General features: G+C 28.3%; 23 protein-coding genes. 1 reads left to right on the plus strand and 22 read right to left on the minus strand.

All coding sequences use genetic code 11. The annotated features are described in order from the left end of the window. Positions 1-96: 96 nt before the first annotated feature. The 13 genes from amrS to K0039_RS16710 form a co-directional block, all read right to left on the minus strand. Positions 97-1,083 carry an AmmeMemoRadiSam system radical SAM enzyme gene (gene amrS / locus K0039_RS16650; RefSeq protein ID WP_228106198.1) on the minus strand — a complete coding sequence of 329 codons (987 nt, stop codon included), beginning with the start codon at positions 1,081-1,083 and terminating at the stop codon, positions 97-99. After that, positions 1,084-2,493 (minus strand): AmmeMemoRadiSam system protein A, encoded by a 1,410-nt coding sequence (gene amrA / locus K0039_RS16655; RefSeq protein WP_228106199.1) that lies wholly within the window; start codon positions 2,491-2,493, stop codon positions 1,084-1,086. 249 nt (positions 2,494-2,742) lie between these two features. Beyond that, on the minus strand, positions 2,743-3,696 hold the full coding sequence (locus K0039_RS16660) for a siderophore ABC transporter substrate-binding protein (RefSeq protein ID WP_228106200.1): 954 nt from the start codon (positions 3,694-3,696) through the stop codon (positions 2,743-2,745). A gap of 88 nt (positions 3,697-3,784) precedes the next feature. Next, the gene (locus K0039_RS16665; RefSeq protein ID WP_228106201.1) at positions 3,785-4,540 is read right to left on the minus strand and encodes an iron ABC transporter ATP-binding protein; all 756 of its coding nucleotides are present in this window, start codon (positions 4,538-4,540) and stop codon (positions 3,785-3,787) included. Further along, the gene (locus K0039_RS16670) at positions 4,537-5,544 is read right to left on the minus strand and encodes an iron chelate uptake ABC transporter family permease subunit (protein WP_331476771.1); all 1,008 of its coding nucleotides are present in this window, start codon (positions 5,542-5,544) and stop codon (positions 4,537-4,539) included. The genes K0039_RS16665 and K0039_RS16670 overlap by 4 nt, the downstream gene beginning before the upstream one ends. Continuing rightward, positions 5,534-6,487, minus strand: coding sequence for an ABC transporter permease (locus K0039_RS16675; protein ID WP_228106202.1), 954 nt, complete (start codon positions 6,485-6,487; stop codon positions 5,534-5,536). Before K0039_RS16675 ends, K0039_RS16670 begins: the two co-directional genes overlap by 11 nt. 205 nt (positions 6,488-6,692) lie before the next feature. Then, positions 6,693-7,160, minus strand: coding sequence for a metallophosphoesterase family protein (locus K0039_RS16680; protein WP_228106203.1), 468 nt, complete (start codon positions 7,158-7,160; stop codon positions 6,693-6,695). 184 nt (positions 7,161-7,344) lie between these two features. Continuing rightward, positions 7,345-8,232, minus strand: coding sequence for a MerR family transcriptional regulator (locus tag K0039_RS16685; protein ID WP_228106204.1), 888 nt, complete (start codon positions 8,230-8,232; stop codon positions 7,345-7,347). 134 nt (positions 8,233-8,366) lie between these two features. Next, positions 8,367-9,818 carry a DEAD/DEAH box helicase gene (locus tag K0039_RS16690; protein WP_228106205.1) on the minus strand — a complete coding sequence of 484 codons (1,452 nt, stop codon included), beginning with the start codon at positions 9,816-9,818 and terminating at the stop codon, positions 8,367-8,369. A gap of 105 nt (positions 9,819-9,923) precedes the next feature. Next, on the minus strand, positions 9,924-11,291 hold the full coding sequence (locus K0039_RS16695; protein WP_228106206.1) for an MATE family efflux transporter: 1,368 nt from the start codon (positions 11,289-11,291) through the stop codon (positions 9,924-9,926). An 11-nt stretch (positions 11,292-11,302) separates the two neighbouring features. Further along, a complete protein-coding gene (locus tag K0039_RS16700; protein WP_228106207.1) occupies positions 11,303-11,731 on the minus strand; it encodes a MarR family winged helix-turn-helix transcriptional regulator in 429 nt (142 codons plus the stop codon). Between the two features lie 158 nt (positions 11,732-11,889). Further along, entirely contained in the window at positions 11,890-13,179 is a 1,290-nt protein-coding gene (locus K0039_RS16705; RefSeq protein ID WP_228106208.1) for an aminotransferase class V-fold PLP-dependent enzyme, read from the minus strand. Between the two features lie 151 nt (positions 13,180-13,330). After that, a complete protein-coding gene (locus K0039_RS16710; RefSeq protein WP_228106209.1) occupies positions 13,331-13,792 on the minus strand; it encodes a hypothetical protein in 462 nt (153 codons plus the stop codon). Between the two features lie 304 nt (positions 13,793-14,096). Here K0039_RS16710 and K0039_RS16715 point away from each other — a divergent pair, with 304 nt between their 5' ends. Then, positions 14,097-14,963, plus strand: coding sequence for a YitT family protein (locus tag K0039_RS16715; protein ID WP_228106210.1), 867 nt, complete (start codon positions 14,097-14,099; stop codon positions 14,961-14,963). Positions 14,964-15,008: 45 nt separating this feature from the next. Here K0039_RS16715 and K0039_RS16720 read toward each other — a convergent pair whose 3' ends face one another. The 9 genes from K0039_RS16720 to K0039_RS16760 form a co-directional block, all read right to left on the minus strand. Continuing rightward, positions 15,009-15,812 carry a histidinol-phosphatase HisJ family protein gene (locus K0039_RS16720; RefSeq protein WP_228106211.1) on the minus strand — a complete coding sequence of 268 codons (804 nt, stop codon included), beginning with the start codon at positions 15,810-15,812 and terminating at the stop codon, positions 15,009-15,011. Between the two features lie 18 nt (positions 15,813-15,830). After that, positions 15,831-16,505 carry a fructose-6-phosphate aldolase gene (gene fsa / locus K0039_RS16725; protein WP_228106212.1) on the minus strand — a complete coding sequence of 225 codons (675 nt, stop codon included), beginning with the start codon at positions 16,503-16,505 and terminating at the stop codon, positions 15,831-15,833. Between the two features lie 94 nt (positions 16,506-16,599). Then, positions 16,600-16,962, minus strand: coding sequence for a PTS glucitol/sorbitol transporter subunit IIA (locus K0039_RS16730; RefSeq protein WP_228106213.1), 363 nt, complete (start codon positions 16,960-16,962; stop codon positions 16,600-16,602). 63 nt (positions 16,963-17,025) lie between these two features. Then, positions 17,026-18,051 carry a PTS glucitol/sorbitol transporter subunit IIB gene (gene srlE, locus K0039_RS16735; protein ID WP_228106214.1) on the minus strand — a complete coding sequence of 342 codons (1,026 nt, stop codon included), beginning with the start codon at positions 18,049-18,051 and terminating at the stop codon, positions 17,026-17,028. A gap of 26 nt (positions 18,052-18,077) precedes the next feature. Continuing rightward, the gene (srlA, locus tag K0039_RS16740; protein WP_228106215.1) at positions 18,078-18,632 is read right to left on the minus strand and encodes a PTS glucitol/sorbitol transporter subunit IIC; all 555 of its coding nucleotides are present in this window, start codon (positions 18,630-18,632) and stop codon (positions 18,078-18,080) included. 22 nt (positions 18,633-18,654) lie between these two features. After that, positions 18,655-19,101: a transcriptional regulator GutM gene (locus K0039_RS16745; RefSeq protein ID WP_228106216.1), complete on the minus strand. Its 447-nt coding sequence runs from the start codon at positions 19,099-19,101 to the stop codon at positions 18,655-18,657. 18 nt (positions 19,102-19,119) lie between these two features. Beyond that, positions 19,120-21,042, minus strand: coding sequence for a BglG family transcription antiterminator (locus K0039_RS16750; protein WP_228106217.1), 1,923 nt, complete (start codon positions 21,040-21,042; stop codon positions 19,120-19,122). A 35-nt stretch (positions 21,043-21,077) separates the two neighbouring features. After that, complete coding sequence (locus K0039_RS16755) at positions 21,078-21,899, minus strand: SDR family oxidoreductase (protein WP_228106218.1); 822 nt, start codon at positions 21,897-21,899, stop codon at positions 21,078-21,080. Between the two features lie 305 nt (positions 21,900-22,204). Then, on the minus strand, positions 22,205-22,452 hold a 248-nt coding region (locus K0039_RS16760; RefSeq protein WP_228106219.1), incomplete at its 5' end, for an SIS domain-containing protein.

Consider the following 22,452-nt stretch of genomic DNA (forward strand, 5'->3'; position numbering starts at 1 on the left):
TTAGGAAGTTTCATTCTAATATAAAAATCTTTACCATTTTTGTACTAAAAAAGCCCTCTTTTCTATTTCTTAATTACTTAAAAAGAGGACCTTGTTTTAAGATATTATATTTATATATTCTTTACAATTAGGACACTTATCACCTTTAATATGAACATTTGTTGTGTAAATATCCCTAGTTACAAGATTATATCCACAGTTTTGACAATAAGTGTTATTATCTACGCCTGCTACATTTCCCACATACACATAATTTAAATATTTTTTAGCTTCTTCTTTTGCTTTCATAATATTTTCCACTAATGTAGGCTGATTTTTCATTTTATATTGTGGGAAATATCTGCTTAGGTGGAGAGGAATGTTTTTATCTATAGCTGATAAAAGCTTTGCAATTCCAACTATTTCTTCTACTGAATCATTTGCATCACTAACCATTAAAGTTGTTATTTCTACATGAGTATATTTACTAGCTATTTTTATAGTTTCTAAAACTGGTTCCATTGTAGCTCCACAAATTTCATTGTAATATTTCTTTGTAAATCCTTTTAGATCTATATTCATTGCGTCAACATATGGTAAAATCTCTTCTAAAGGCTCTTTATTTACAAATCCATTAGTCACTAAAACTACACTAATACTTTTATCGTATTCTTTTATTTTTTTAGCTACATCATAAACATATTCATACCACATAAAAGGTTCATTATAAGTAAATGCTATACCCACATTGTTTGGTATATTTATTATTAAATTTATAAGTTTATCTATATCAATAAATTCTGATGAAGGTTTATTCTGTGATATCTCATGATTTTGACAAAAACTACAACTCATATTACATCCGAAAGTTCCCACAGATAAAATATCCCTTCCTGGCTTAAAATGATACAATGGCTTTTTTTCTATTGGATCCATATTTGCAGAAGTTACTTCTCCATAATTTATAACAATAGGTATATTATTTTTTACAGTTCTGAGTTTGCATACTCCAAATTTTCCTTCATTTAAAGAACAGTTATGAGGACAAAGATAACATTTTATATAACATCCCTCATCATTATAAAATCTTAGTTTTTCTTCCATCTATTCACCTTCTTTGTATCTTGTCACCTGGAATCTTTCTATTTCATATTCTTCATGTGGGTTTATACCAGCTTTTTCACAAGCTATTTGAAGTTGATAATCCACAGTGTCTACCCCTTCTAAATCAGGAAGTAGTAAGCCTTTTTTATATCCCTGTATAACTATAACTCCATATTTTTTAGGGTCTAATTCTTCTTTTGTACATTTATGTGGTCTACTAAGTACATCCACTGATATGTCAATATCTAATAATTCATTTTCTGTAACCATTGGAAATCTTGGATCATGAATGGCGGCTTCCACCGAATTTTTTATTATCTCTTCTGCTATGGAATCTGTTGTTGGCAAGAAAGTTCCAATACAACCTCTTAAATTTCCAAATTTTTTTAAAGATACAAATACTCCACCTTTTTCTTTGCAAAGTTCCTTTGGTAGTTCACTTGGTTTTGTTATAAGATGACCATAAGTGTAATAATGATTTAAACTTTCCCTAGCTAATTTTACATATAAGTTACTGCTCTTTACTTTTTTGTTATAAAGCTCCTTTTTCATATTAATTAATTCTTCAAAATTGCTATGGTTTTTTAACTCATTATTAAAAGCCATGACTCCATATCCTACTCCAAAAGGGCCTTCGTATGATAATAATTTTCCCTTAACTTCTTCTCCTTCCATAGCTCCAAGCATTGTAAATACAGATCTTAATCCACATTCTCCTGCACATTCTACCATGTATTTATCCATATTAAATATGCTTAACACATCACCTTTTTGTAGATTATCTAATAATAACTCATCAAATCTTGAACCTTCTGGCGAATATTCATAAGGTCCATCCTCACTTAATTGGTGAGACAAATCTCCACTTGCAACTAACACAATCTTTTTATTTAGATTCTTTGCACTTCTCCTTATTGCCATCCCGAACTTATATAGTTCAATATCGCTAAGGGCTGCATATGTAACATGAACTATTTTATATTCTTTATAATATTTGTTTATAAAATACATAGGTATCATAGCTCCATGGTCTAGCTCATATTTTCTATTAAATTTTTTCAAAATATTTGAATCTATTCCTGCTACTGGTATATCTTCTGTATCACAAGTATTAATTAACTCTTCATTAAATTCTTTATCAATTTTTCCTTCTATGTAAGTGTCAAATTCTCTAAACTGACTAAAATCTCCCTTTATATGTTCTTCATTGGAAATTGCAAAAACATCTGAAAACATAGTTCCATGAGGAGTTATAATTACTACAGTTTCTGGCTCTAAGTTACCTATTTCTTCTCCTACTTGATTACAAGCATCAATAGTGCTTTGTATCTCTCTTTCTTGTCCCTTACCCACAGATGGGATTATCAAAGGTGGGTGGGGCATTAAATAATATCTTAATATGTTTTCCATAATATACACCTCGCTTTATATTTAAAATATATCCTCTTATTATTTTGCCTATTTTTTTAAGTAATATTTTTCAAACAAAAAAATCCTTATTATAGATGTTTTAGAATTGTGTTAAGATACCCTCTTTTTTCTATAATAAGTCTTGAGTTTTTTAGTATTCATAAATAAAAAGCTATGAAATTTAATTAAATTTCATAGCTTTTAAAGTTTATTTGCATTATAATCTTAATTTTTAATCAGATGAGTATATTATTTTATTGCCTTTGCTATTTCATCTATCATTATATTTGTTGATTCTATACCACCAGTCATTGTATACCATACTACAGAATCTAAGTATACTATCTTATCATTTTTAGCAACATCTGTTTTGTTCATTATTTCATTATCAAATAAAGTTTGTGCACTCTCCCCTTTACCTGTTACTGATCCTCTATCCACAACAAATACATAATCTGAATTATTTTCTAAGAAATATTCAAATGTTATTTGTTGTCCATGAGTAGATTCTTCTATATTTTTATCTAATTGTTTAAATCCTAAGTCACTATATATTAGTCCATATCTTGAAGCTTGTGAGAATAAACTTACACTACCTTCATTTGACATAACTACTGAAGCTGATATTCCTTTTTTACTTACTACTTTCTTTAAATCTGCTACTTTCTTTTCTATTTCATTTAATGCTTTTTTTACTTCATCTTGTTTATCAAATAAGTTCCCAATATCTGTTGCTACCGTTGAGAATGAATCCATGTAGTTTTCACCATTTACTGCTAAATATACTGTTGGGGCTATTTCTTTAAATGAATCTATTTGCTCTGCCTGTCTTCCTCCTATTATTATTAAATCTGGATTTAATGCTTCTATTGCTTCAAAATCAGGCTCTTTTAAATCACCAACATTTGTGTATTTATCATCTGCATAAACTGATAATATCTCTGGTAAAGTTCCATTTTTAGGTAATCCAACTATATCAACACCTAAATTCTTTAATATATCTGCAACACCATAATCAAATACTACTATTCTTTCTGGATTTTTATTTAATTCAACTTTTTCACCATTAGCATCAGTCACTGATACTGTAGTTGTTGCTTTACTATCTGACTCAGTATTTTTTTCTTTTTTCATTCCTATTGAGAATATACCTATTGTTGCTATTATAACTATACTGATTATTATTGCTATTTTTTTGTTCATTTTGCCATCTCTCCTTTTCGATATAGATAATCATTATCATTTATTTTATATTTTTTTACTGGCATAAACCAGTATATTTTAAACCTTATTAAAAATAGATACTTATTTTATTACCATCTATTTCTTCTACTTTAAAGTCCATTTCATAAATATTCTCTAAAGTTTCTTTATTAATTATTTCACCTACAGTTCCCTCTTTAGCTATAACTCCATTTTTTAAACAGATAATATAGTCTGAGTAACAAGATGTAAAGTTGATATCATGCATAACAAGTACTATTGTTTTACCTAAATCATCACAAAGTTTTCTAAGAACTTTCATCATTTGAACAGAGTTGTTCATGTCTAAATTGTTAAGTGGCTCATCTAAGAATATGTATTCCGTTCCTTGGGCTATAACCATTGCTATATAAGCTCTTTGCCTTTGTCCACCACTTAGCTCATCTAAATATTTATCTTGTATATCAGCAAGCCTCATATATTCTATTGCTTCTTCAACATACTTTAAGTCCTCTTCTTTAAGCTTTCCATCACAGTATGGAAATCTACCAAAGCTTACTAGTTCTCTTATCGTAAGTCTAATATTTATATTGTTAGACTGTTTTAATATAGCTATCTTTTTAGATAATTCTTTTTTATCCCAACTTTCGAGCTCTTTTCCCTCTATAAAAACTTGTCCACTATCTCTTTTCATAAGTCTTGTTATCATAGAAAGAGCAGTACTTTTACCAGCTCCATTGGGACCTATAAAAGAAGTTATCTTTCCTTTTTCTATTTTAAGAGATACATTATGTATCACATTTTTATCATTATATTGTTTGCTTAAATTTCTTACTTCGATCATATTTTGCTCTCCTTATAAAGTAGATACATAAAGTAAATTCCACCTATCATATCTATTATTACACTAACTGGTGTAGTTAAATGTAATACTCTTTCTATCACTAATTGGCCAAATACTAAAGCAAATATACTAACAAGCACTGATACAATTATTAAATAGATATGTTTATATGTTTGCATCATTTCACGAGCAACATTTGCTACTAATAATCCCAAAAATGTTACTGGTCCAACTAAAGCTGTTGATACTGCTATTAATACTGATATAATTATTAATGATTTTCTCATTAGCTTATCATAATCCACCCCTAAGTTTATGGCTTGATCTTTTCCTAAGCTCATTACATCAAAATAATTAATATCATCAACTACAAAAGGAATTATCAAAAGTATTACTATTATTGATAAAAGTAATATGTCCACATTTACATTATTGAAGCTTGCAAATAGTTTTGACTGAAGTACTAAATATTCATTTGGATCTATTACCATTTGCATAAATGAAGACGAACTTTTAAAGAATGTTCCACAAATCATTCCTACTAATAATACAAACATTATATTTGCATTTTCTCTTTTAAATACTATTTTGTATAAAGCCAAAGAACCAATAACCATAAATATTACACATATCAAAAAGTTTAACTTTTGATTTGAAGCAAATACACTACTTGAGCCAAAAGCAAATATTATTACTGTTTGGATTGATACATATAATGAATCTATTCCCATTACACTAGGTGTTAGTATTCTATTGTCTGTTATAGTCTGGAATATTATTGTTGAAAAACCTATACATCCACCTGTAACTACTATTGCTATCAATCTTGGTATTCTTTTTGACAAAGCATATTCCATACTTCCAGAATTAATTTCAAGAGTTAAGAATAATACACAAGAAATTAAAATTAATAAAGATAAAATAACTATATGCATATTTAATTTTTGTTTTTTATTTTTTACATTTTTATTTACATAACTTTTATTTTCTAAATCAGCTTGCATATGACTTCCTCCTTAATATTAAATAAAGGAATATGACACTTCCTATAACTCCAACTGTAAGTCCAACAGAAAGTTCATATGGATAAATTATTACTCTAGCTGCTATGTCACAAACTAAAACAAATATTGCTCCAAATAAGGCTGTATCCCATATATTTTCATGAACATTATCACCTTTATATAAAGAAACTATATTAGGAACGATTAATCCTATATAAGGAATTTCTCCTGCTGTTATTACTACACATACTGTGACTATTGAAACTATTACAAGGCCAAGATTAACTATTTTTTTGTAATCAAGACCTAAGTTCGTTGCAAAGTCTTCTCCCATACCTGCCACTGTAAATTTATGAGCAAATACAAATGCTAAAATCATAAGTGGTATGGCTAAATATAATAATTCATAATTTCCCTTTAAAATCATGGAGAAATTACCTTGCATCCAAGAACCAACATTTTGCATTATTTCAAATTCATATCCTATGTAAGTCGTTATTGATCCTATTATATTTCCAAACATTATGCCAACTAATGGTACAAATATTACACTTTTAACTTTTAAATTTCTTAAAAATGTCATGAATATGAATGTTCCCCCCAAAGCAAATACAAAAGATACCATAGCTTTTTGCATTGTTGTCGCTCCTGGAATAAGTACCATAGCTATAACTATACCTAACTGAGCAGAGTCTATTGTCGCTCCTGTTGTTGGAGAAACAAATTTATTCTGACTTATTTGTTGCATTATTAACCCACATATACTCATAGCACTTCCTGCCATTAATATACTTATTAATCTTGGGAGTCTACTTACCACCATAAGATGTATAGCCTCTCGATCTCTACTTAAAATATTCATTATATTTATATTTTTAGCTCCTAAAAATATAGAAACTAAAGATAATCCAATTAACATTATGATTAAATATCTTTTTTTCATTTTTATCTCCTGTTGCATTTTTTCGAAATTGAATTTCATGTTCATATGATATTTATTATCATTTTGATATTTATATCATACAGTAATTGATAATAGTTTTCAATACCTATTTTGTAATTTTGTTAATATTTTTGTATTAATTTATTAATATTTGTAATTTCCCCATAAAAAACACCCTGATTTTACTAAATCAGAGCGTTTCATCCTAGTCAAACATAATATCAATTTTCTCTATATTATAACTATTATTTTCAATGGTCATAATTATAAAGTTTATAGGCAGGCCAAATCGTCTTTTACCACAACTACCTGGATTTAACCAAAGTATTTCTTCGATTTTCTCACAAAAATATTTATGAGAGTGTCCAAAAATAATTACATCAACAGATTTTAAATTTGGTGAAATCTCTTTTTTATTGTGAACCATATAAAATCTAATATTTCCTATATTAAAATATAATTCTTTTGGTAGTTTTTCTGCCCACTCACCTTTATCATTATTACCTCTCAGCGCATATACAGGCGCTATATTTTTCAATTCCTTTAGAACATCTTCTGAGTTAATATCGCCACCATGTACTATATAATCACATTTTTTCAAATAATTGATTACTTCTTCTCGTAATAATCCATGAGTATCTGATATAATACCCACCATATATTTACCTTTCAATTTATTTTTCACCTTCTATTTGCTCAATTTCATTTTCTTTTATTAAGTCTTGTTCTTTATAATATTGTTGTACACTTATAGATTTATCATTATTAATCCTTTCATCTTTTTTAAGATATTTTTCTATAGTAAAATTAATAGCATAAAAATATATATTTTTATTATCTAAAATCTTCTTTATTTATTATTTCATAATTAAATTGTATTTTGAGTCATAATGTAATCCCAAATCATTACAAATACGTTTATTAATCTTACTTAAAGCTTTATGATATTCTTTATATTTAGGTGATAATAAAATCATATTTGGAATAAATATATCGTTATAACCACTATCTTGTAAACGCTGCATAAACTTTCTCTGTAAAATAAATGCAGGATGATATTTAAAAAAGAAACTATTTTTTATTTTTACACCTCTTGCAGTCTGTTCTTTTAAATTTTCATATCCTTCATCACTTATATTTATATATTCTTTAGTCTTAGCATCCATTTGTTCTACCATTTTGCTCATATCTTGCTTAGGTAATAATTTATACATAATAAAACTGTTAATTTTCATCAATAAAGGTATTTTAATTTCTGCATTGTCCCAAAATTCAATTATTCTTTCATATGCATCCTTTTGTTCTTTTGTTTCAATTTTTATTTGCAAATAAGGCATAAAATGATTCATAAAATAATAACCATAAAATCCTGGAATCATATCTTGTATTGCTTTGCCTAAAGTTTCATAATCTAAACTTTCATATATTTCTTCTACATCATTGTTATCAATAAATCTTTTTAAATATTCTGCTTCGCTTTTATAATCTTCAATCTTATTTATTTTTTCTTTATATATATTTTCTAATAATTGCTTATCTTTATTTTGAAGCAAAATCTTAATGTTCTTTATACTAATACCCAGCTTTCTATAAACAGAAATTTCTTTTAAAATTTTTATATCTTCTTCAGTATAATTTCTATATCCATTTTCATCTTTGTTGACTGACAGAAGTCCTTGTTCCTCGTAATATTTAATTGCACGCTTTGTCAAATCAACAACTTGAACAACCTCATTTATTTGCATATCATTCACTCCTTACTACTTATTTTACACAAATTATATTGCCATACGTAAGGTGCAAGTCAATAAGATTTATATTAATATGCTTCTTTTAATAAATTCTTTTTAATTTTAAAAGATAATTAGCGCAATTAATCCTATGAGTTATCTCTTTTAACCTTTACCTGTTTTTTCTTAATTATAATTTCCTTATGATTTTTTAAAAATGATTTCCCTTTATGATTTAAAATGTCTACATAAGAACATGTATCTTTTACTTTAATTACACCAATATCTTCACTACTTATTCCGTCAATATTGCTAAATGCTCCAACTATATCTATAACTCTTATTTTTTTCTTCTTTCCAACATTTAAGTAGACTCTAGTTATTTCCTCATTTAAATTTTTAACTTCTTGTTTCTTATTTCTTTTATTATTTAATATATCATTTTGCTGTTGAGCAAATTTTATTTTGCCCATATTTACTTCATTGTCATTAATGCTTTCTATTTCTTGTATTTTATCCTTTATATATTCTTCTATTTCCTGAAGATATTTTTCATCTCTAGGCGAAACTATTGTAATAGCTTTTCCCCATTTATCTACTCTTCCTGTTCTTCCTATTCTATGAACATAATTTTCTTTATCCCTTGGTACATCATAATTTATTACCAGAGAAATATCCTCAACATGAATACCTCTAGCTGTAATATCACTACTTACTAATATATTAAATTTGTTATTTTTAAAATCTTTTATGATAAATAATCTTTTATCCTGAGACATGTCACCATGTATTACTCCAACAGTAAATTTATCTTTTTTCATATTTTTATAAACTTCATCTACTTTATTTCTTGTATTTGCAAAAATAATTAAAGATTTTGGGCATTCCTTATAAATAATCCTTTTTAATAATTCATATTTATCATTTTCTTCGCTTTTAATAAAATATTCACTAATTTGTTTTTTTATTTTTTCATCGTCTTTAATATCTATTCTAAGTGGATTTTCCATATATTTATTACAAATTAAATTTATATTGTCATCTATAGTTGCTGAAAACATACCTTTGCACGATTTTTCAGGTAGCTTACTCAATATGAATTCCATATCATCAACAAAACTTTTATGTAGCATTTTATCTGCTTCATCGATTACAAAATTTTTTATGTTACTTAAATCAATAGTTCCTCTACCAATATGATCAATTATTCTTCCAGGTGTAGCAACTACTATATGAACCCTTTGCTTTAACTCTGTTACTTGCTCCCTTAGTGGTTGCTTTCCAAATATTGCGCTACATCTAACTTTTTTTATTCTTCCTATATTTTGTATTTCCTCTTTAATTTGCAGAGCTAACTCTCTTGTTGGAGCTATTATTAATCCTTGTACACTGTTATTATCTATATCAATTTTTTCTACCATTGGTATGGCAAAAGATGCTGTTTTTCCACTTCCTGTTTTAGATTTTACTATTACATCTGCTTTTTCTATTAACCTAGGAATAACTTCATCTTGAACTTTTGAAGGTTCTTTATAGTTTAAGTTATTTAATGACTTTATTATGTTTTTATCTAAATTAAACTTTTCAAATTTATTATTCATTTTTATCTCCTTAATTTCATAACATCTCTTATCATTATAATTGTCTAATTAACATTATTCAAAACAAAAAAAGTCAGCACTAATTAGTAATGCCGACTTTTATATTTAAGCTGCTGCTTCTTCTTCATTTACTTTCGAATAGCTTTTTACTTCTTTGACCAATACTGTCGCTATTATAACTATAGCAATAATATCTGCTACTGGCTGTGAAAACCAAACTCCATCTAATCCTAAGAACTTTGGTAATACCATTATTAAAGGTATTAAGAATATACATTGTCTTAGTAAACTAAGTAGTATTGACATTTTAGCCTTCCCAATTGATTGAATATAGTTTGTCCCTATAATTCCAACACTTAATATTGGTAAAGTTACTGTATATTTTTTAAGTCCATTTATTGTTATACCCATAAGCTCTGGATCACTATTAAACATTCCTACTAAAAACTCTGGTGCTATATTTATTATCATTGCACCAATAACAAATATACCTGTAGATGCTATTAAACATATTTGTAATGCTCTTTTTGCTCTATCATATTTTTTAGCACCATAGTTAAATCCAACTATTGGTTGCATACCTTGACTTATTCCAAAAGAAGGCATTAAAAATATCATCGAAATTGAACTTATAGTTGCCATAGCTCCTATGGCTAAATCTCCACCATAAGTTTTTAAACTTTGGTTACTTATAACTTGAACTAAACTTGCTGCAAGTTGTATTGCAAATGGTGACACACCTATTGCTAAAATAGATTTTGCTGCATTTTTATTCAATCTAACAGTTGATAATTTAAATTCTAAATTAGATTTTTTTCTTAAATAATATGAAAGCCCCCACATAGCTGTTATAGCTTGTGATATTATTGTTGCAGTTGCTGCACCTTTGATTCCCATATTAAATTTAAAAATAAATAATGCATCTAATATTATATTTGTAACACATCCAACTGTCATTATAATTGCTGATAATTTAGGACTACCATCTCCTCTAATAACATTATTAAAGAACATTGCCATTATCGAGAATGTTGTTCCTACAATAATTATATCTGTATATGATTTTGCGTAATATAAAGTTGCCTCACTTGCACCAAATAATGTTAGTATTTGTTCTGAAAATATAAGTCCTAATATAGTAAGTGAAACACCTAATACTACTGATAATAACATACCTGTTCCTATTATATTTTGTGCTTCTTCTTTTTTACCTTGTCCTAATTTTATAGAAACATTAGTTGCTGAACCTACACCAACAAGCATACCAAAAGCTAGTGCTATTGTAAGTATAGGCATAGTAACACCAAGTCCTGCTATAGCCATAGAGCCTACTTCAGGTATATTTCCTATAAATATCCTATCTACTACATTATAAAGTGCATTTACCATCATTCCTATTATAGCTGGTACAGAATATTTTAATAATAATTTTCCAACTGATTGCGTTCCTAATTCTACCTGATTTTTATTCATGTATTTTCCTCCTATATATTTATATTAGAGCAAACTTTTTTAAGTAGTTTTATCATTAATTCTCTTTCTTCTTTATTTAATTGCTCGCTCATTTTTTCATCCCATCGATTTAAAATAAAGAATATATTATCCTTTATTCCTTTTCCTTCTTCTGTTAAATAAACTCTATTGGATCTTTTATCATTTTCGTCCTTTTCTCTTCTTACAAATCCATTTTCTTCTAACTTTTTTATGGCTCTTGCTGTAGTTCCCTTATCTATTTTAAGGACTTCAGCTAATTCCTCTTGATTTCTACCATCTTCTATATAAAGTTCTAATAAGTACATGAATTGACCTTTACCTATATTATATCTCTCAAGATCTTTACCAATAAAAATACGGCCTTTTCTATATATTTGAGAAATATATTTTCCAATATTGTCACAATTATTTTTCTCCATATACCTCTCCCCTTTCTTCATTTAGTTGTGTATGCAACTATACTAGTATAACATATTTGGTTGTGATTGCAACTATTTTTTCATAAAAATTTTATCTTCTTTATAACTAAAAAAAATGATAAGTATTTGAAATACTTATCATTTTAAAAATTAAATAACTATAAAGTTGATACTAAATATTTAATATATGCTATAAATGCCCTTGCTTCTTCCACAGTATTATAAAGTCCTAAGCTTGCTCTTAACATTCCATTTGTAGGTCTATTATTATAAGCATTGTTACATGCAGTTTCATCGCTAACTCCCATCAATCTATTAACATAAGGGTGGGCACAAAACTTTCCAGTTCTTAAAGCAATTCCCATTTCATCAGCAAATCTTTTACCCATTGTTTTATAGTTTTGACCATCAATATTAAATACAATAATGCCTAATCTATCATCTATATTTTCATTATCTCCATATAATATAACTCTATCTATTTTTTTCATTTCTGTTATAATAAATTCTTTCAACATCATTTCATGTTTATATATATTATCATAACCGATTTGCTTCAATTCTTGTAATGCTCTAGCTGTAGCCATAGCTCCCAATGAATTTGGACTACCTGCCTCATGCAAAGCTGGAGGTTCATCCCATATAACATCATAATCTGTAACTGCTTTTACACATGCTCCTCCCTTTAAAAATGGTGTTGCATTGGACAAATCTTCTTTAAGCCCAACAATTACACCAGTTCCAAAAGGTGCATAAGTTTTATGACTGGAAAAAGCTAAAAAATCTATTTCTTCACCTGGATTTTCACCCTTCATATTTATTTCCTTATGAGCAACTAGTTGAGCACCATCTACTATAATTTTTGCATTATATTTATGACATATTTTAGCTATCTCGTGTATTGGATTTACATAACCTGTTACATTTGATGCACCAGTTACAGTCACATATTTAATGGTTCCATTTTTCTCTCTTAATTTGTTTTCTATATTATCAACACTTATTCTTCCATTTTTATCCACATCAACATATTCTACTGTTGCGCTATATCTCCAGGGCAAATCATTTGCATGATGCTCCATCCTTGTGGTAAGTATTTTATCATCCTTACTTTTAATTAATACATTTGATAATAAATTCATACACTCTGTTGTCGTTTTTCCAAAAACTGCAGTATATCTTGAATCATCACCTACATTAAAAAAATCTAGTATAATTTGTCTTGATTCTTCATATTTCTGAGTAGTTATTTCACTTTTCTGACCAGTACCCCTAGCTACAGCTCCATATGTCATTAATCCTTCACATAATGCTTTATATGATGATTTTAATGATGGTGTAGTTGCTCCATTATCAAATCCTATAGGCATAGCCATATTTCCATCAGCTAATTGAACTGGTTTGTCTACACCAACAAATAAATCTCTATATTTATTATATATATCCATAAATTTAGCTTCCCTTCTTGTAAAATTATACTTTGCCTATTTATATATATGATTTCCCTTAAATAAAGTTACTTTTCATATATGATAACCATATTATTATCTATTTATAAAAAAAATAAAGGAATATGAAAAAAATCATATTCCTTTATTTTTATAATATGTATTTACTTATAAAAGATTTCATTTCTTTATTTAAATCGCCACAATCATCTACAATTTCACATCTACGACATTCTATAGCTTCCCCTTCTATAGCCGGATGTATTTCTATATTTTCACCATTACATGAAATTAAAAATCCTAAATTTATATCTTCATAAGGATTAATATATGCATCTGACATATATATACCTTGTGAATTTCCTTTTGACTCATCATCAATAAGGTAATTTTCACCGTTTATACATGATAAATACTTCTCATTTCGCCTACCAAATAAATAATATAGCTGCCCCTTATACTTTAATAATTCTTCAATCTGCTTGCTTTTTTCCTCTTCCTCTAAACATGTGCTTATACCCTTGTAGCACGTTTTTACAGTAGCCTTTTTACATACTTCCTCATTCATTTTGCATAAATCAAAAGTTCTCAATTCCCCTCTAAAAAAACTCATTTTATGACACCCCTTTATATGTTTGTAATTATATTGTAATTGAGAATGATATTATTTTCATTATAAAAAACTTTTATATTATTGGTATTTTCTGCCTATTTTGATTTTTCCCAATCGATTCAATTAACTAAAAATACACGTTCTAGACTTCTATACTAGTTTTTTTATATAAATAAAGTACAAATTATTAAAATTTTAATTATTGGCTCAAGTTGTTGTTTTTCCTTAAAATAAAGATTAGAATGTTACTTATAACCGAAGAAATATTAGAATACATCATACTTATTTAATATGGAGGTTTATTATGGGAGAAGAAAAAATTAGCTTTAAGGAGTTTTTGTATGAAGCATTCCTTCTTATTGTGGGGTGTCTTTTGATGGCTCTATCTTTTGTATTATTCTTTGATTCTCATTCAGTTGCTCCTGGAGGATTAACAGGGTTAGCGGTAATAATCAATTATCTATTTAACATACCATTATGGCTAGTAAACTTAATTTTTAACATACCATTATTCATCCTAGCTTACAAGGTTTTAACAAAGAGAGAATGTTTAAAAACGTTATTAGGGATAATATTCTTTACTTTAGCTCTAAATTTATTTGAAAATTTTGCAAATTTCCAAATTACCAACGACGTCTTATTAGCAACTCTTACCGGTGGTGTAATTTTAGGATTAGGGCTTGGCGTAATATTTAATATTAATGGAACAACAGGTGGTACGGATTTAATAGGTCTAATATTAAACAGATGGTTTCCATCCATTAGCGTCCCAAAATTAATGGGAGTAGCTGATTTTATAGTAGTTATGTCATCAATATTCGCTACAGGAAAAATAGAGATTGGTCTTTACTCTGCACTAGGATTATACATCGCAGTTGTAGTAAGTGATATGGTTGTACAAGGTTTTTATAGTGCTAAATCTTTTACTATTATATCAAATTTGCCAGATGAAATATCTAATGCCATATTAGAAAAAATGAACAGAGGAGTTACTATTCTAAGCGCCAAGGGTGGTTATACAAAAGAAAATAAAGATGCTTTACTCGTTGTAGTAGGTAAAAGAGAAGTATCTACTCTTAGAAAAATAGTTAAAACTGTTGATCCTAATGCATTTGTAGTTATTACAGATGTTCACGAAGCACTTGGGGAAGGCTTCAAACAAATATATTAGTAAAAATAAAAGTGGTATCTTTTTTGATACCACCTTTGTTGTCATCTATAAATTTATAAAATTAGGCTTCATTCTGTCAAAAGTACAAACATATTTATATCCCATATCTTTTAAGTTTGCATAAATTCTTTTAAACTCATGAGCTACTTGAGCTGGATTATGAGAATCTGATCCTGTAGTAATAATTTCACCACCAAGTTCTCTATATCTTTTTAATATATATGATGAGGGAGTTAAATCTGGTAATTTGTATCTAAAACAAGATGTATTAATCTCTATTCCCTTACCTTCATGTATTACCATTTTTAATATTTCATCAATTTCATCACCAAATACCTTGTCATCTATTATATTGTTTAAGTCACCATATCTTTTAACAATATCAACATGACCAAGTACAGAATAATTTTTGAATTTCTTCATCATATCATACAAAGTTTCATAATACTGTCTATACGCTTCTAATTGAGTTTTGTCTTGATAGAATTTTTTTCCTATCAACTCATACTTATCAATTGTATGAATTGATGCTATAACAAAATCAAAGTCATTATTAACAACATCTTCTAAACATCTATCCAATACATGCTCTTGAAGTCCAATTTCTATTCCTTTTTTTATAGTGATATCATTTTTGTAAAGTTCATTAAAATAATTCAGTTTAGAAAAGTAATCCTTATAGTCTATACTAATATTTCTTTCTTCATCGCCTATTATTACACTATAGTCTATATGTTCAGTAAAACATATCTCTTTTAACCCGAATTCTATAGATTTTTTTATCATATCATCCATGGGTGTTTTACTATCTTCAGAAAAACTCGAGTGCATATGATAATCATAATACATAGTCTTTCCCCCTATCCATTATTTTTTCTTTGTCGTTGTATCTTCTCCAAAAGCACCATACCAATCTTCAGTAAATTTATCTACACTCCAATTAGTTAAAGGATGGTTCATCATTGCGCTACATATATCTGCTGGTACAGTTACACTATGGATACCTGATTTCATTAATTCTAAAACTTGTTGGCAGTTTTTGAAGCTAGCAGCAAGTACCTTTGTTTTCATATTATAAGTATCTAATATTCTGACTAAATCACTTACTACTGATATTCCATCTGCACTAATGTTATCTAACCTGTTAACATAAGGTGCAACATAATCAGCACCTGCTTTTGCAGCTAAGAAGCCTTGATGTGCAGTAAATATTGCTGTTGCAGTTATCTTTATTCCTTGTTTTTTAAGTTCTTTTATAGCTCTTAGTCCATCTTTTGTTACTGGTATTTTTACATATATATTCTTTCTTATGCCACTTATAAATAAAGCCTCTTCTATTATATCTTCAAATTTTGTACTTACTACTTGTGCATGTATTGGTGTATCTTGGCCTATAATTTCATCAATCTCTTTTATAAGTATTTCAAAATTTTTTCCTTCTTTTGAAACTATACTTGGATTAGTAGTCACACCATCTATACTTAAATGAGTGTACAAATCTTTTATATCCTCTAAATTTGCTGTATCTAATATTAACTCCATAATTACCTCCTAAATTTTGCATACAATTATTAGAAAAAACCAGTTACCTCTATACAGAAGTAACTGATTATTATTTTTCAATATAAAGTATTAATTATTTTTTTATTAATATTTCACTACCAATTGATAGTTTTGGTACCTCTAGGCTTTCAACATATATACTTCCTGGTAAAGAAGCTTCTGTTGATCCATCAAATACTATAGTAACATGACCTAAGCTTACTAAATTTTGCTCTGCAACATTTCCAATTGCAGTTATTTTGTATTCATTTCCATCGATTCCAACTGTATGACCAACCTCTATAGTCTCACTTACTGGTTGTATATCTACTGTATAACAGAAATCTTTTAATGTATCTGGAGCATTATCCCCAAATAATATAAACATTGGCTCTCCTTCAAAAGCTGATACTTCTGAACCTATATTTTTTATTTTGTTTTTGTATATTGTTGCCATTTTGAATCTCCTTAAATTTACATAAAGTTTACATATATTTTTAAATAGTTTTTTTATTTTATATTATGCATATAATCCTATACTAGCTGCCCAAGCTATTAATACTCTTGGTACACCAGTTAAAAATCTTGAATATAATACAGCTGGAACACCAACTTCAACTGTTTCTGGATCTGCTTCTGCAAGACCAAGTCCTACTGGTATAAAGTCACATGCACCTTGAGTATTTATTGCAAATAATGCTGGTAAAGCTAAACTTGGTGCTATATTTCCTTTTCCAATTTCCACACCTATTAATGTTCCTATAACTTGAGCTATAACTGCTCCTGGTCCAAGAAGTGGTGATAAGAATGGTAATGAGCATATAAATCCTATTAATACAAGGCCTATTCCTGTTCCTGCTAAAGGAGTCATTACTTTAGCGAAAACATCACCTACACCAGAACCTTGAATTATACCTATTAATAATGCAACGAATGCCATAAATGGTAATATTGTGTTTATTACAGTTTGTACAGCATCACGAGCTGATTGATAGAAAGTGTTTACTACTTTTCCAGCTCCCATTCCTATTTTAGTTAATAAGCTAGTACTTCCATCTTTTTCAGTAGTTTGAGTTATTTTTTTATCTGCACTATACTTAAACTCTCTTTGTTGTTCTGTTTCTTTTGATTTTTGAGCTTCATTAGAAGTTGCTTCTTTATTAACAGCTCCTTCTGCTAAGCTTATTTGATCAAGTCCAACTGCAGATACATATATATCTTCAGTTATATATTTAGCTAGGGGACCACTTTTTCCAACTGGCATTACATTTATAGTTGGTATTCTTTTTTGTGGATATATACCACATCTAAGCGTTCCACCACAGTCTATTATTACTAAAAATATTTGCTCTTCAGGTACAGACGTTTTGAAACCGTTTACCGCTTCACAACCAGTAAGCTCTACTATTTTATTTACTATGTCTGGTTTAGCTCCGCCACCTGTTATATATAAAAGTGTATTTTTTTCTTCTGTTGGTGTTACTATTAAAGGACCACCAAATCCTCCATTACCTTTTTTTATCTCAATTGTCCCAAATTTTGACATATTTATATCCTCCCTTAGATTTAGTCCTAAGCTGCTATAGCTTTAACTTCTTTACTTAATTCAATACCTTGTTGCTTCATAACCATTTTAGTTGTGAAGTCAGTTGCCCAACCACTCATAAAGTTACATACTAAACCTACTAATAGGTATCTTACTGCTAATGGCATTGTACTTAGTCCTAATGTTGATATTCCGTTTGCTATTCCTAAGAATATAAATACTTCCCCTGGATTTATATGTGGGAAAACACCACTACTTGTATGACAGAAATAACTTGCAGATGCATAGTAACTTGGTTTATATCTTTCTGGCATAAATCTACCTAGTGATAGAGCCATTGGATTACCTAACATAAATGCTCCTAAGAAAGGAACTACCATATAACGAAGTACAGGATTTTTTGCTGAAAACTTAGCAAATCTGTTTATTTTTTCCTCTCCTATTAATCTTATTATAGTGTTCATCGCTATTAATAGTAATAGTACTTGAGGTACTATTCCTGTTACCCAACTTGTAAAAGTTTCTGCTCCTAAAGCGAACAGCCCCATAAAACTTTCTGCGAATTTTATAATTGCATCCATAATTATTCAAACCTCCATTAATTTATTTTTGAGTTGCTACTTTTCGTATTGATCCTGCAACCTTTTCAAAAGGACTCTTAGGATCTTCTATACTACCACCACTTGTTATAGTGATATAGTTTGAAGAGGCATCTAATATTGATTTTTGAACTTGTTTAGAATAAGATTTAACATGGTCTTTTGTTATAGTAGCAATATCAATTCCATTTAAATCATTAAATTCTTTAAATCTAGCAAGTACTGTAACTCCAGATAAACACATTCCCTTTAATATAATTCCTTTATCATCTATTGCAAACATTGCTATTGATCCTGCTACAAATCCACCTTTTTTCTTTCCTATGGCAACTCGACCCATTCGTCTTAAATCTCTAAAGTTTAGATTAAAATTTTTCATTTGCATCATAGTTAATAAAAATTGAACTACATATGCTGCACCTAAACTTATAATTACAGCCCAAAATATCATATTTGATCACCTCATCCTTTAAAAAGTACTGTCTTCTTTTATCTTATAAAGAACTAAATCTTTATATTTTTTTAATCTAGATATTTCTTTTATTTTATTTTTATCTTTAGCAATCGAAATGATTTCGTTATAAATTTTAATTAGTAATATTTCATTTTCACCAAGCTCTTCTGGGATACCAAGTAAAAATACTAGTTTAACATTTCTATCTTTATCAATAGCTAAAGTATCATCAAATACTCCAAGAGCTAAAACAATATTATCGCTTTCATAATTTACAACATGTGGTATAGCAATATATTTATCAAAAACCATAGTAGAGTTGTCTTCTCTCTTTTTAAGTCGTTCTTTAAAACCATCATCCACATACCCATTATTTCGAAGTGCGTCAACCATTAAGTTTATATTTTCTTTGTAACTTAAATTATTATCTAAAACGAAAAATTTTTCTTCATCTAGTAAGTTTAAAAGTATAGAATCTATTCCCTGTAATAGAGGAACTTCCAATTTTTGAGTATATTTGACTTGCTCGATTTGCTTTCTAAATTGGTGTTCATCAAATATCTCTTTCATATATATAATAGGTGTATTTATATCACAAGTTAATTTATATGTGGAACATATTAAGTCATATTTGTTTAATAACTCATCATTAACTTCCATACTTGAATATATATCTATTTCTGATTCTGGAGATAAAATTTTCTTTAACTGACTAGATATAATCCTTGCAGTTAGCACCCCACTGCCACATATAATGGCTACCCTATAAATTTTATTCTTATATGAATTATCCGATATAAAAACTCCAAAGTACATAGCCATATATCCTACTTCATCTTTAGATACCTTATTTTTTAATTTATCTTCAATTATACATTTAGATAATTCTGCCATTTTAAATGCCACTGAATATTTTTCCTTAATATCTTCTAAAATTGGATTTTTAATTTTTATACCAAATTTCACTCTATTTATCATGAAAAACATATGATATACAAATTCATCAAAGAAGTCGCCTGGCATAATAGTTATATTCATTTGACTTTTTATTAAGGTTATTATTTCCTGAACTAAATCAATTGTCTCATCAGACACTTCAATTTCTTTTATTCCCTGAGAATTTATTGGAGTTCTCATGCTAATTATAGGTAAGACCATAAATATTCTCTCATTCACAGGAACTTTTACAGGTATAATTTTCTCCACCTCATCTAAAAGCTTGTCCACAAATTCAAATGTTTTTGTAGATTTTAATTCTATATATTTATCATCTAAATATTTAATTGTATGATTATTTAGCAATCTATCTATCATCACTGTAAAGAATTTTATAAAGTTATCTATTGCTCCACTTCCCAAAGCATTTTCTCTACAAATTTTAGATATTGATTCAATTATATCTTCATCAATTTTAAATTCTTTATAAATTGGACCATACATATCTTGCAATAAACACATCCTAATATCTACTTCATTTCCTTCAAGAAATAAGCCTGTATTCGTTTTCCCAACAATTCTTAAACTATACTTTTCCATCTTATTTCTTAGTTTTTTTAAATCACCTATAAAAGTAGTTTTTCCTATGTTCATTTCTTCTGCTAAATCATCTGTTAGGTAGGGTACATCACTATTCATTAACTTATACAAAATATTTGACATTCTATTTTGTTGTGAGTTAAAAAAGTCATCTTGTATTCCTAAGTCTTGCCTTACTATATCAAAGTTTTGTTGATCAATAACATAAAGTACATATTTGCCTTGTTTAATATCAATCAGCGCATACCCTTTTAGTAATCTATTTAGTTCTTTTATTTCATTTTTAACGGTTTTTGTACTAACACCTAATTTATCTGCAATAGATTGTGACGACGTTAAATTACTTTGTTCTATGATTCTTAATATTTTACATAAGCGATTTTCTTCATTTATAATATTCATCAATCTCCCTCCCTATTGCAGATTAATTTTTAGGTCTATCCTCTAGTCTTTCCACCAGCCACATTTACAGTAACCCCATGAATATATCCTGCTCTTTCAGATGCTAAGAAACATACTGTATTTGCTACTTCACTTAGTTTTCCATCTCTTCCTATTGGAGTCGTAGATGACTTTGTATAACCAGCTCTTAATTCGTCTACTGTTATTCCTCTCGTATATGAAAGTGCTTCTTCATATGCTAAAGTTCTTAATCCTGTAGCTTCCATTATTCCTGGTGCTACCCCTATAACTCTTACTCCCTTTTTACCAAGCTCTTTTGCCCAAGATCTTGTAAATGAATTTACTGCATTTTTACTTGCTGCATATATCCCTTGACCTTCAGAACCTTCAAGACCACATTCAGAAGACATATTTATTATTACACCATGTCCCTGTTTTACCATTTCTCTTCCTGCAATTTGTGCACATAAATATACTCCCTTTACATTTATGTCCATTACTTTATCATATATATTATCATTTAGTTCATACTTGCTATTTTCTTCCTTATCATCTATTAGTAAAGAAGGTATATTTATACCTGCATTATTTACTAATACATCTATGCTTCCGAAAGTTTCTTTAGCTTTTTGTACTGCTGAACTTATACTTTCTTTATCTGTTACATTCATATTTGCATATAACATTTTCGCGCTGTTTTCTTCTATTTGAAATTCTGGCTCATTTGGATTTAAATCACATACAACTACATTTGCTCCTACATTTAAAAATTCTTGTGCAACGGCTTTCCCAATTCCTGAAGCTCCGCCTGTAACAAGGACTGTTTTATTTTCTAAACTTAACCATGATTTTTCCATTCGCTTATCTCCTTATCTGTTATTTGTTAAGATAAGTCTACCAAAGATATTAATTTTAATTAATATCATCTTTTTCCCGCTAGAAGAATTTCTCAGTTGTAATGTTTTTAATTTAATGTATAAATAATATTATACTAGCATATTAAATGATTTGTATATATCACAAAATACATTACCAAATATTGGTTTTAATTTAATTTCTATATACAAATATAATATAGTATTTTTCTAAATATAAAAAAGGTATTATATCTAAATGCTAAAAACATTTCAATACAATACCTTTTATAATTTATACTTTATATTTATTCAACTGTAACTGACTTAGCTAAGTTTCTAGGCTTATCTATGTCGCATCCTCTCATTTGAGCTACATGATAAGAAAGTAGTTGCATTGGTACAACAGCTGTTATACTTGCAAACATGTCATCAACTTCTGGTATATATATTACTCTATCAGCTGATTTTTCTACTTCTTTGTTGTGCTCTTTAGCTATTGCTATAACTTTTGCTCCTCTAGCTTTAACTTCTTGCATATTTGAAAGCATCTTCT

Origin of the sequence: Terrisporobacter mayombei, assembly GCF_020748465.1 — a bacterium.
Classification (GTDB): domain Bacteria; phylum Bacillota; class Clostridia; order Peptostreptococcales; family Peptostreptococcaceae; genus Terrisporobacter; species Terrisporobacter mayombei.

Excerpts from the sequence above, each read along its gene's own strand:
- amrS (WP_228106198.1), bottom strand. The coding sequence starts at position 1,083 with ATGGAAGAAAAACTAAGATTTTATAATGATGAGGGATGTTATATAAAA.
- amrA (WP_228106199.1), bottom strand. The coding sequence starts at position 2,493 with ATGGAAAACATATTAAGATATTATTTAATGCCCCACCCACCTTTGATA.
- K0039_RS16660 (WP_228106200.1), bottom strand. The coding sequence starts at position 3,696 with ATGAACAAAAAAATAGCAATAATAATCAGTATAGTTATAATAGCAACA.
- K0039_RS16665 (WP_228106201.1), bottom strand. The coding sequence starts at position 4,540 with ATGATCGAAGTAAGAAATTTAAGCAAACAATATAATGATAAAAATGTG.
- K0039_RS16670 (WP_331476771.1), bottom strand. The coding sequence starts at position 5,544 with ATGCAAGCTGATTTAGAAAATAAAAGTTATGTAAATAAAAATGTAAAA.
- K0039_RS16675 (WP_228106202.1), bottom strand. The coding sequence starts at position 6,487 with ATGAAAAAAAGATATTTAATCATAATGTTAATTGGATTATCTTTAGTT.
- K0039_RS16685 (WP_228106204.1), bottom strand. The coding sequence starts at position 8,232 with ATGCAAATAAATGAGGTTGTTCAAGTTGTTGATTTGACAAAGCGTGCA.
- K0039_RS16690 (WP_228106205.1), bottom strand. The coding sequence starts at position 9,818 with ATGAATAATAAATTTGAAAAGTTTAATTTAGATAAAAACATAATAAAG.
- K0039_RS16695 (WP_228106206.1), bottom strand. The coding sequence starts at position 11,291 with ATGAATAAAAATCAGGTAGAATTAGGAACGCAATCAGTTGGAAAATTA.
- K0039_RS16700 (WP_228106207.1), bottom strand. The coding sequence starts at position 11,731 with ATGGAGAAAAATAATTGTGACAATATTGGAAAATATATTTCTCAAATA.
- K0039_RS16705 (WP_228106208.1), bottom strand. The coding sequence starts at position 13,179 with ATGGATATATATAATAAATATAGAGATTTATTTGTTGGTGTAGACAAA.
- K0039_RS16710 (WP_228106209.1), bottom strand. The coding sequence starts at position 13,792 with ATGAGTTTTTTTAGAGGGGAATTGAGAACTTTTGATTTATGCAAAATG.
- K0039_RS16715 (WP_228106210.1), top strand. The coding sequence starts at position 14,097 with ATGGGAGAAGAAAAAATTAGCTTTAAGGAGTTTTTGTATGAAGCATTC.
- K0039_RS16720 (WP_228106211.1), bottom strand. The coding sequence starts at position 15,812 with ATGTATTATGATTATCATATGCACTCGAGTTTTTCTGAAGATAGTAAA.
- fsa (WP_228106212.1), bottom strand. The coding sequence starts at position 16,505 with ATGGAGTTAATATTAGATACAGCAAATTTAGAGGATATAAAAGATTTG.
- K0039_RS16730 (WP_228106213.1), bottom strand. The coding sequence starts at position 16,962 with ATGGCAACAATATACAAAAACAAAATAAAAAATATAGGTTCAGAAGTA.
- srlE (WP_228106214.1), bottom strand. The coding sequence starts at position 18,051 with ATGTCAAAATTTGGGACAATTGAGATAAAAAAAGGTAATGGAGGATTT.
- srlA (WP_228106215.1), bottom strand. The coding sequence starts at position 18,632 with ATGGATGCAATTATAAAATTCGCAGAAAGTTTTATGGGGCTGTTCGCT.
- K0039_RS16745 (WP_228106216.1), bottom strand. The coding sequence starts at position 19,101 with ATGATATTTTGGGCTGTAATTATAAGTTTAGGTGCAGCATATGTAGTT.
- K0039_RS16750 (WP_228106217.1), bottom strand. The coding sequence starts at position 21,042 with ATGAATATTATAAATGAAGAAAATCGCTTATGTAAAATATTAAGAATC.
- K0039_RS16755 (WP_228106218.1), bottom strand. The coding sequence starts at position 21,899 with ATGGAAAAATCATGGTTAAGTTTAGAAAATAAAACAGTCCTTGTTACA.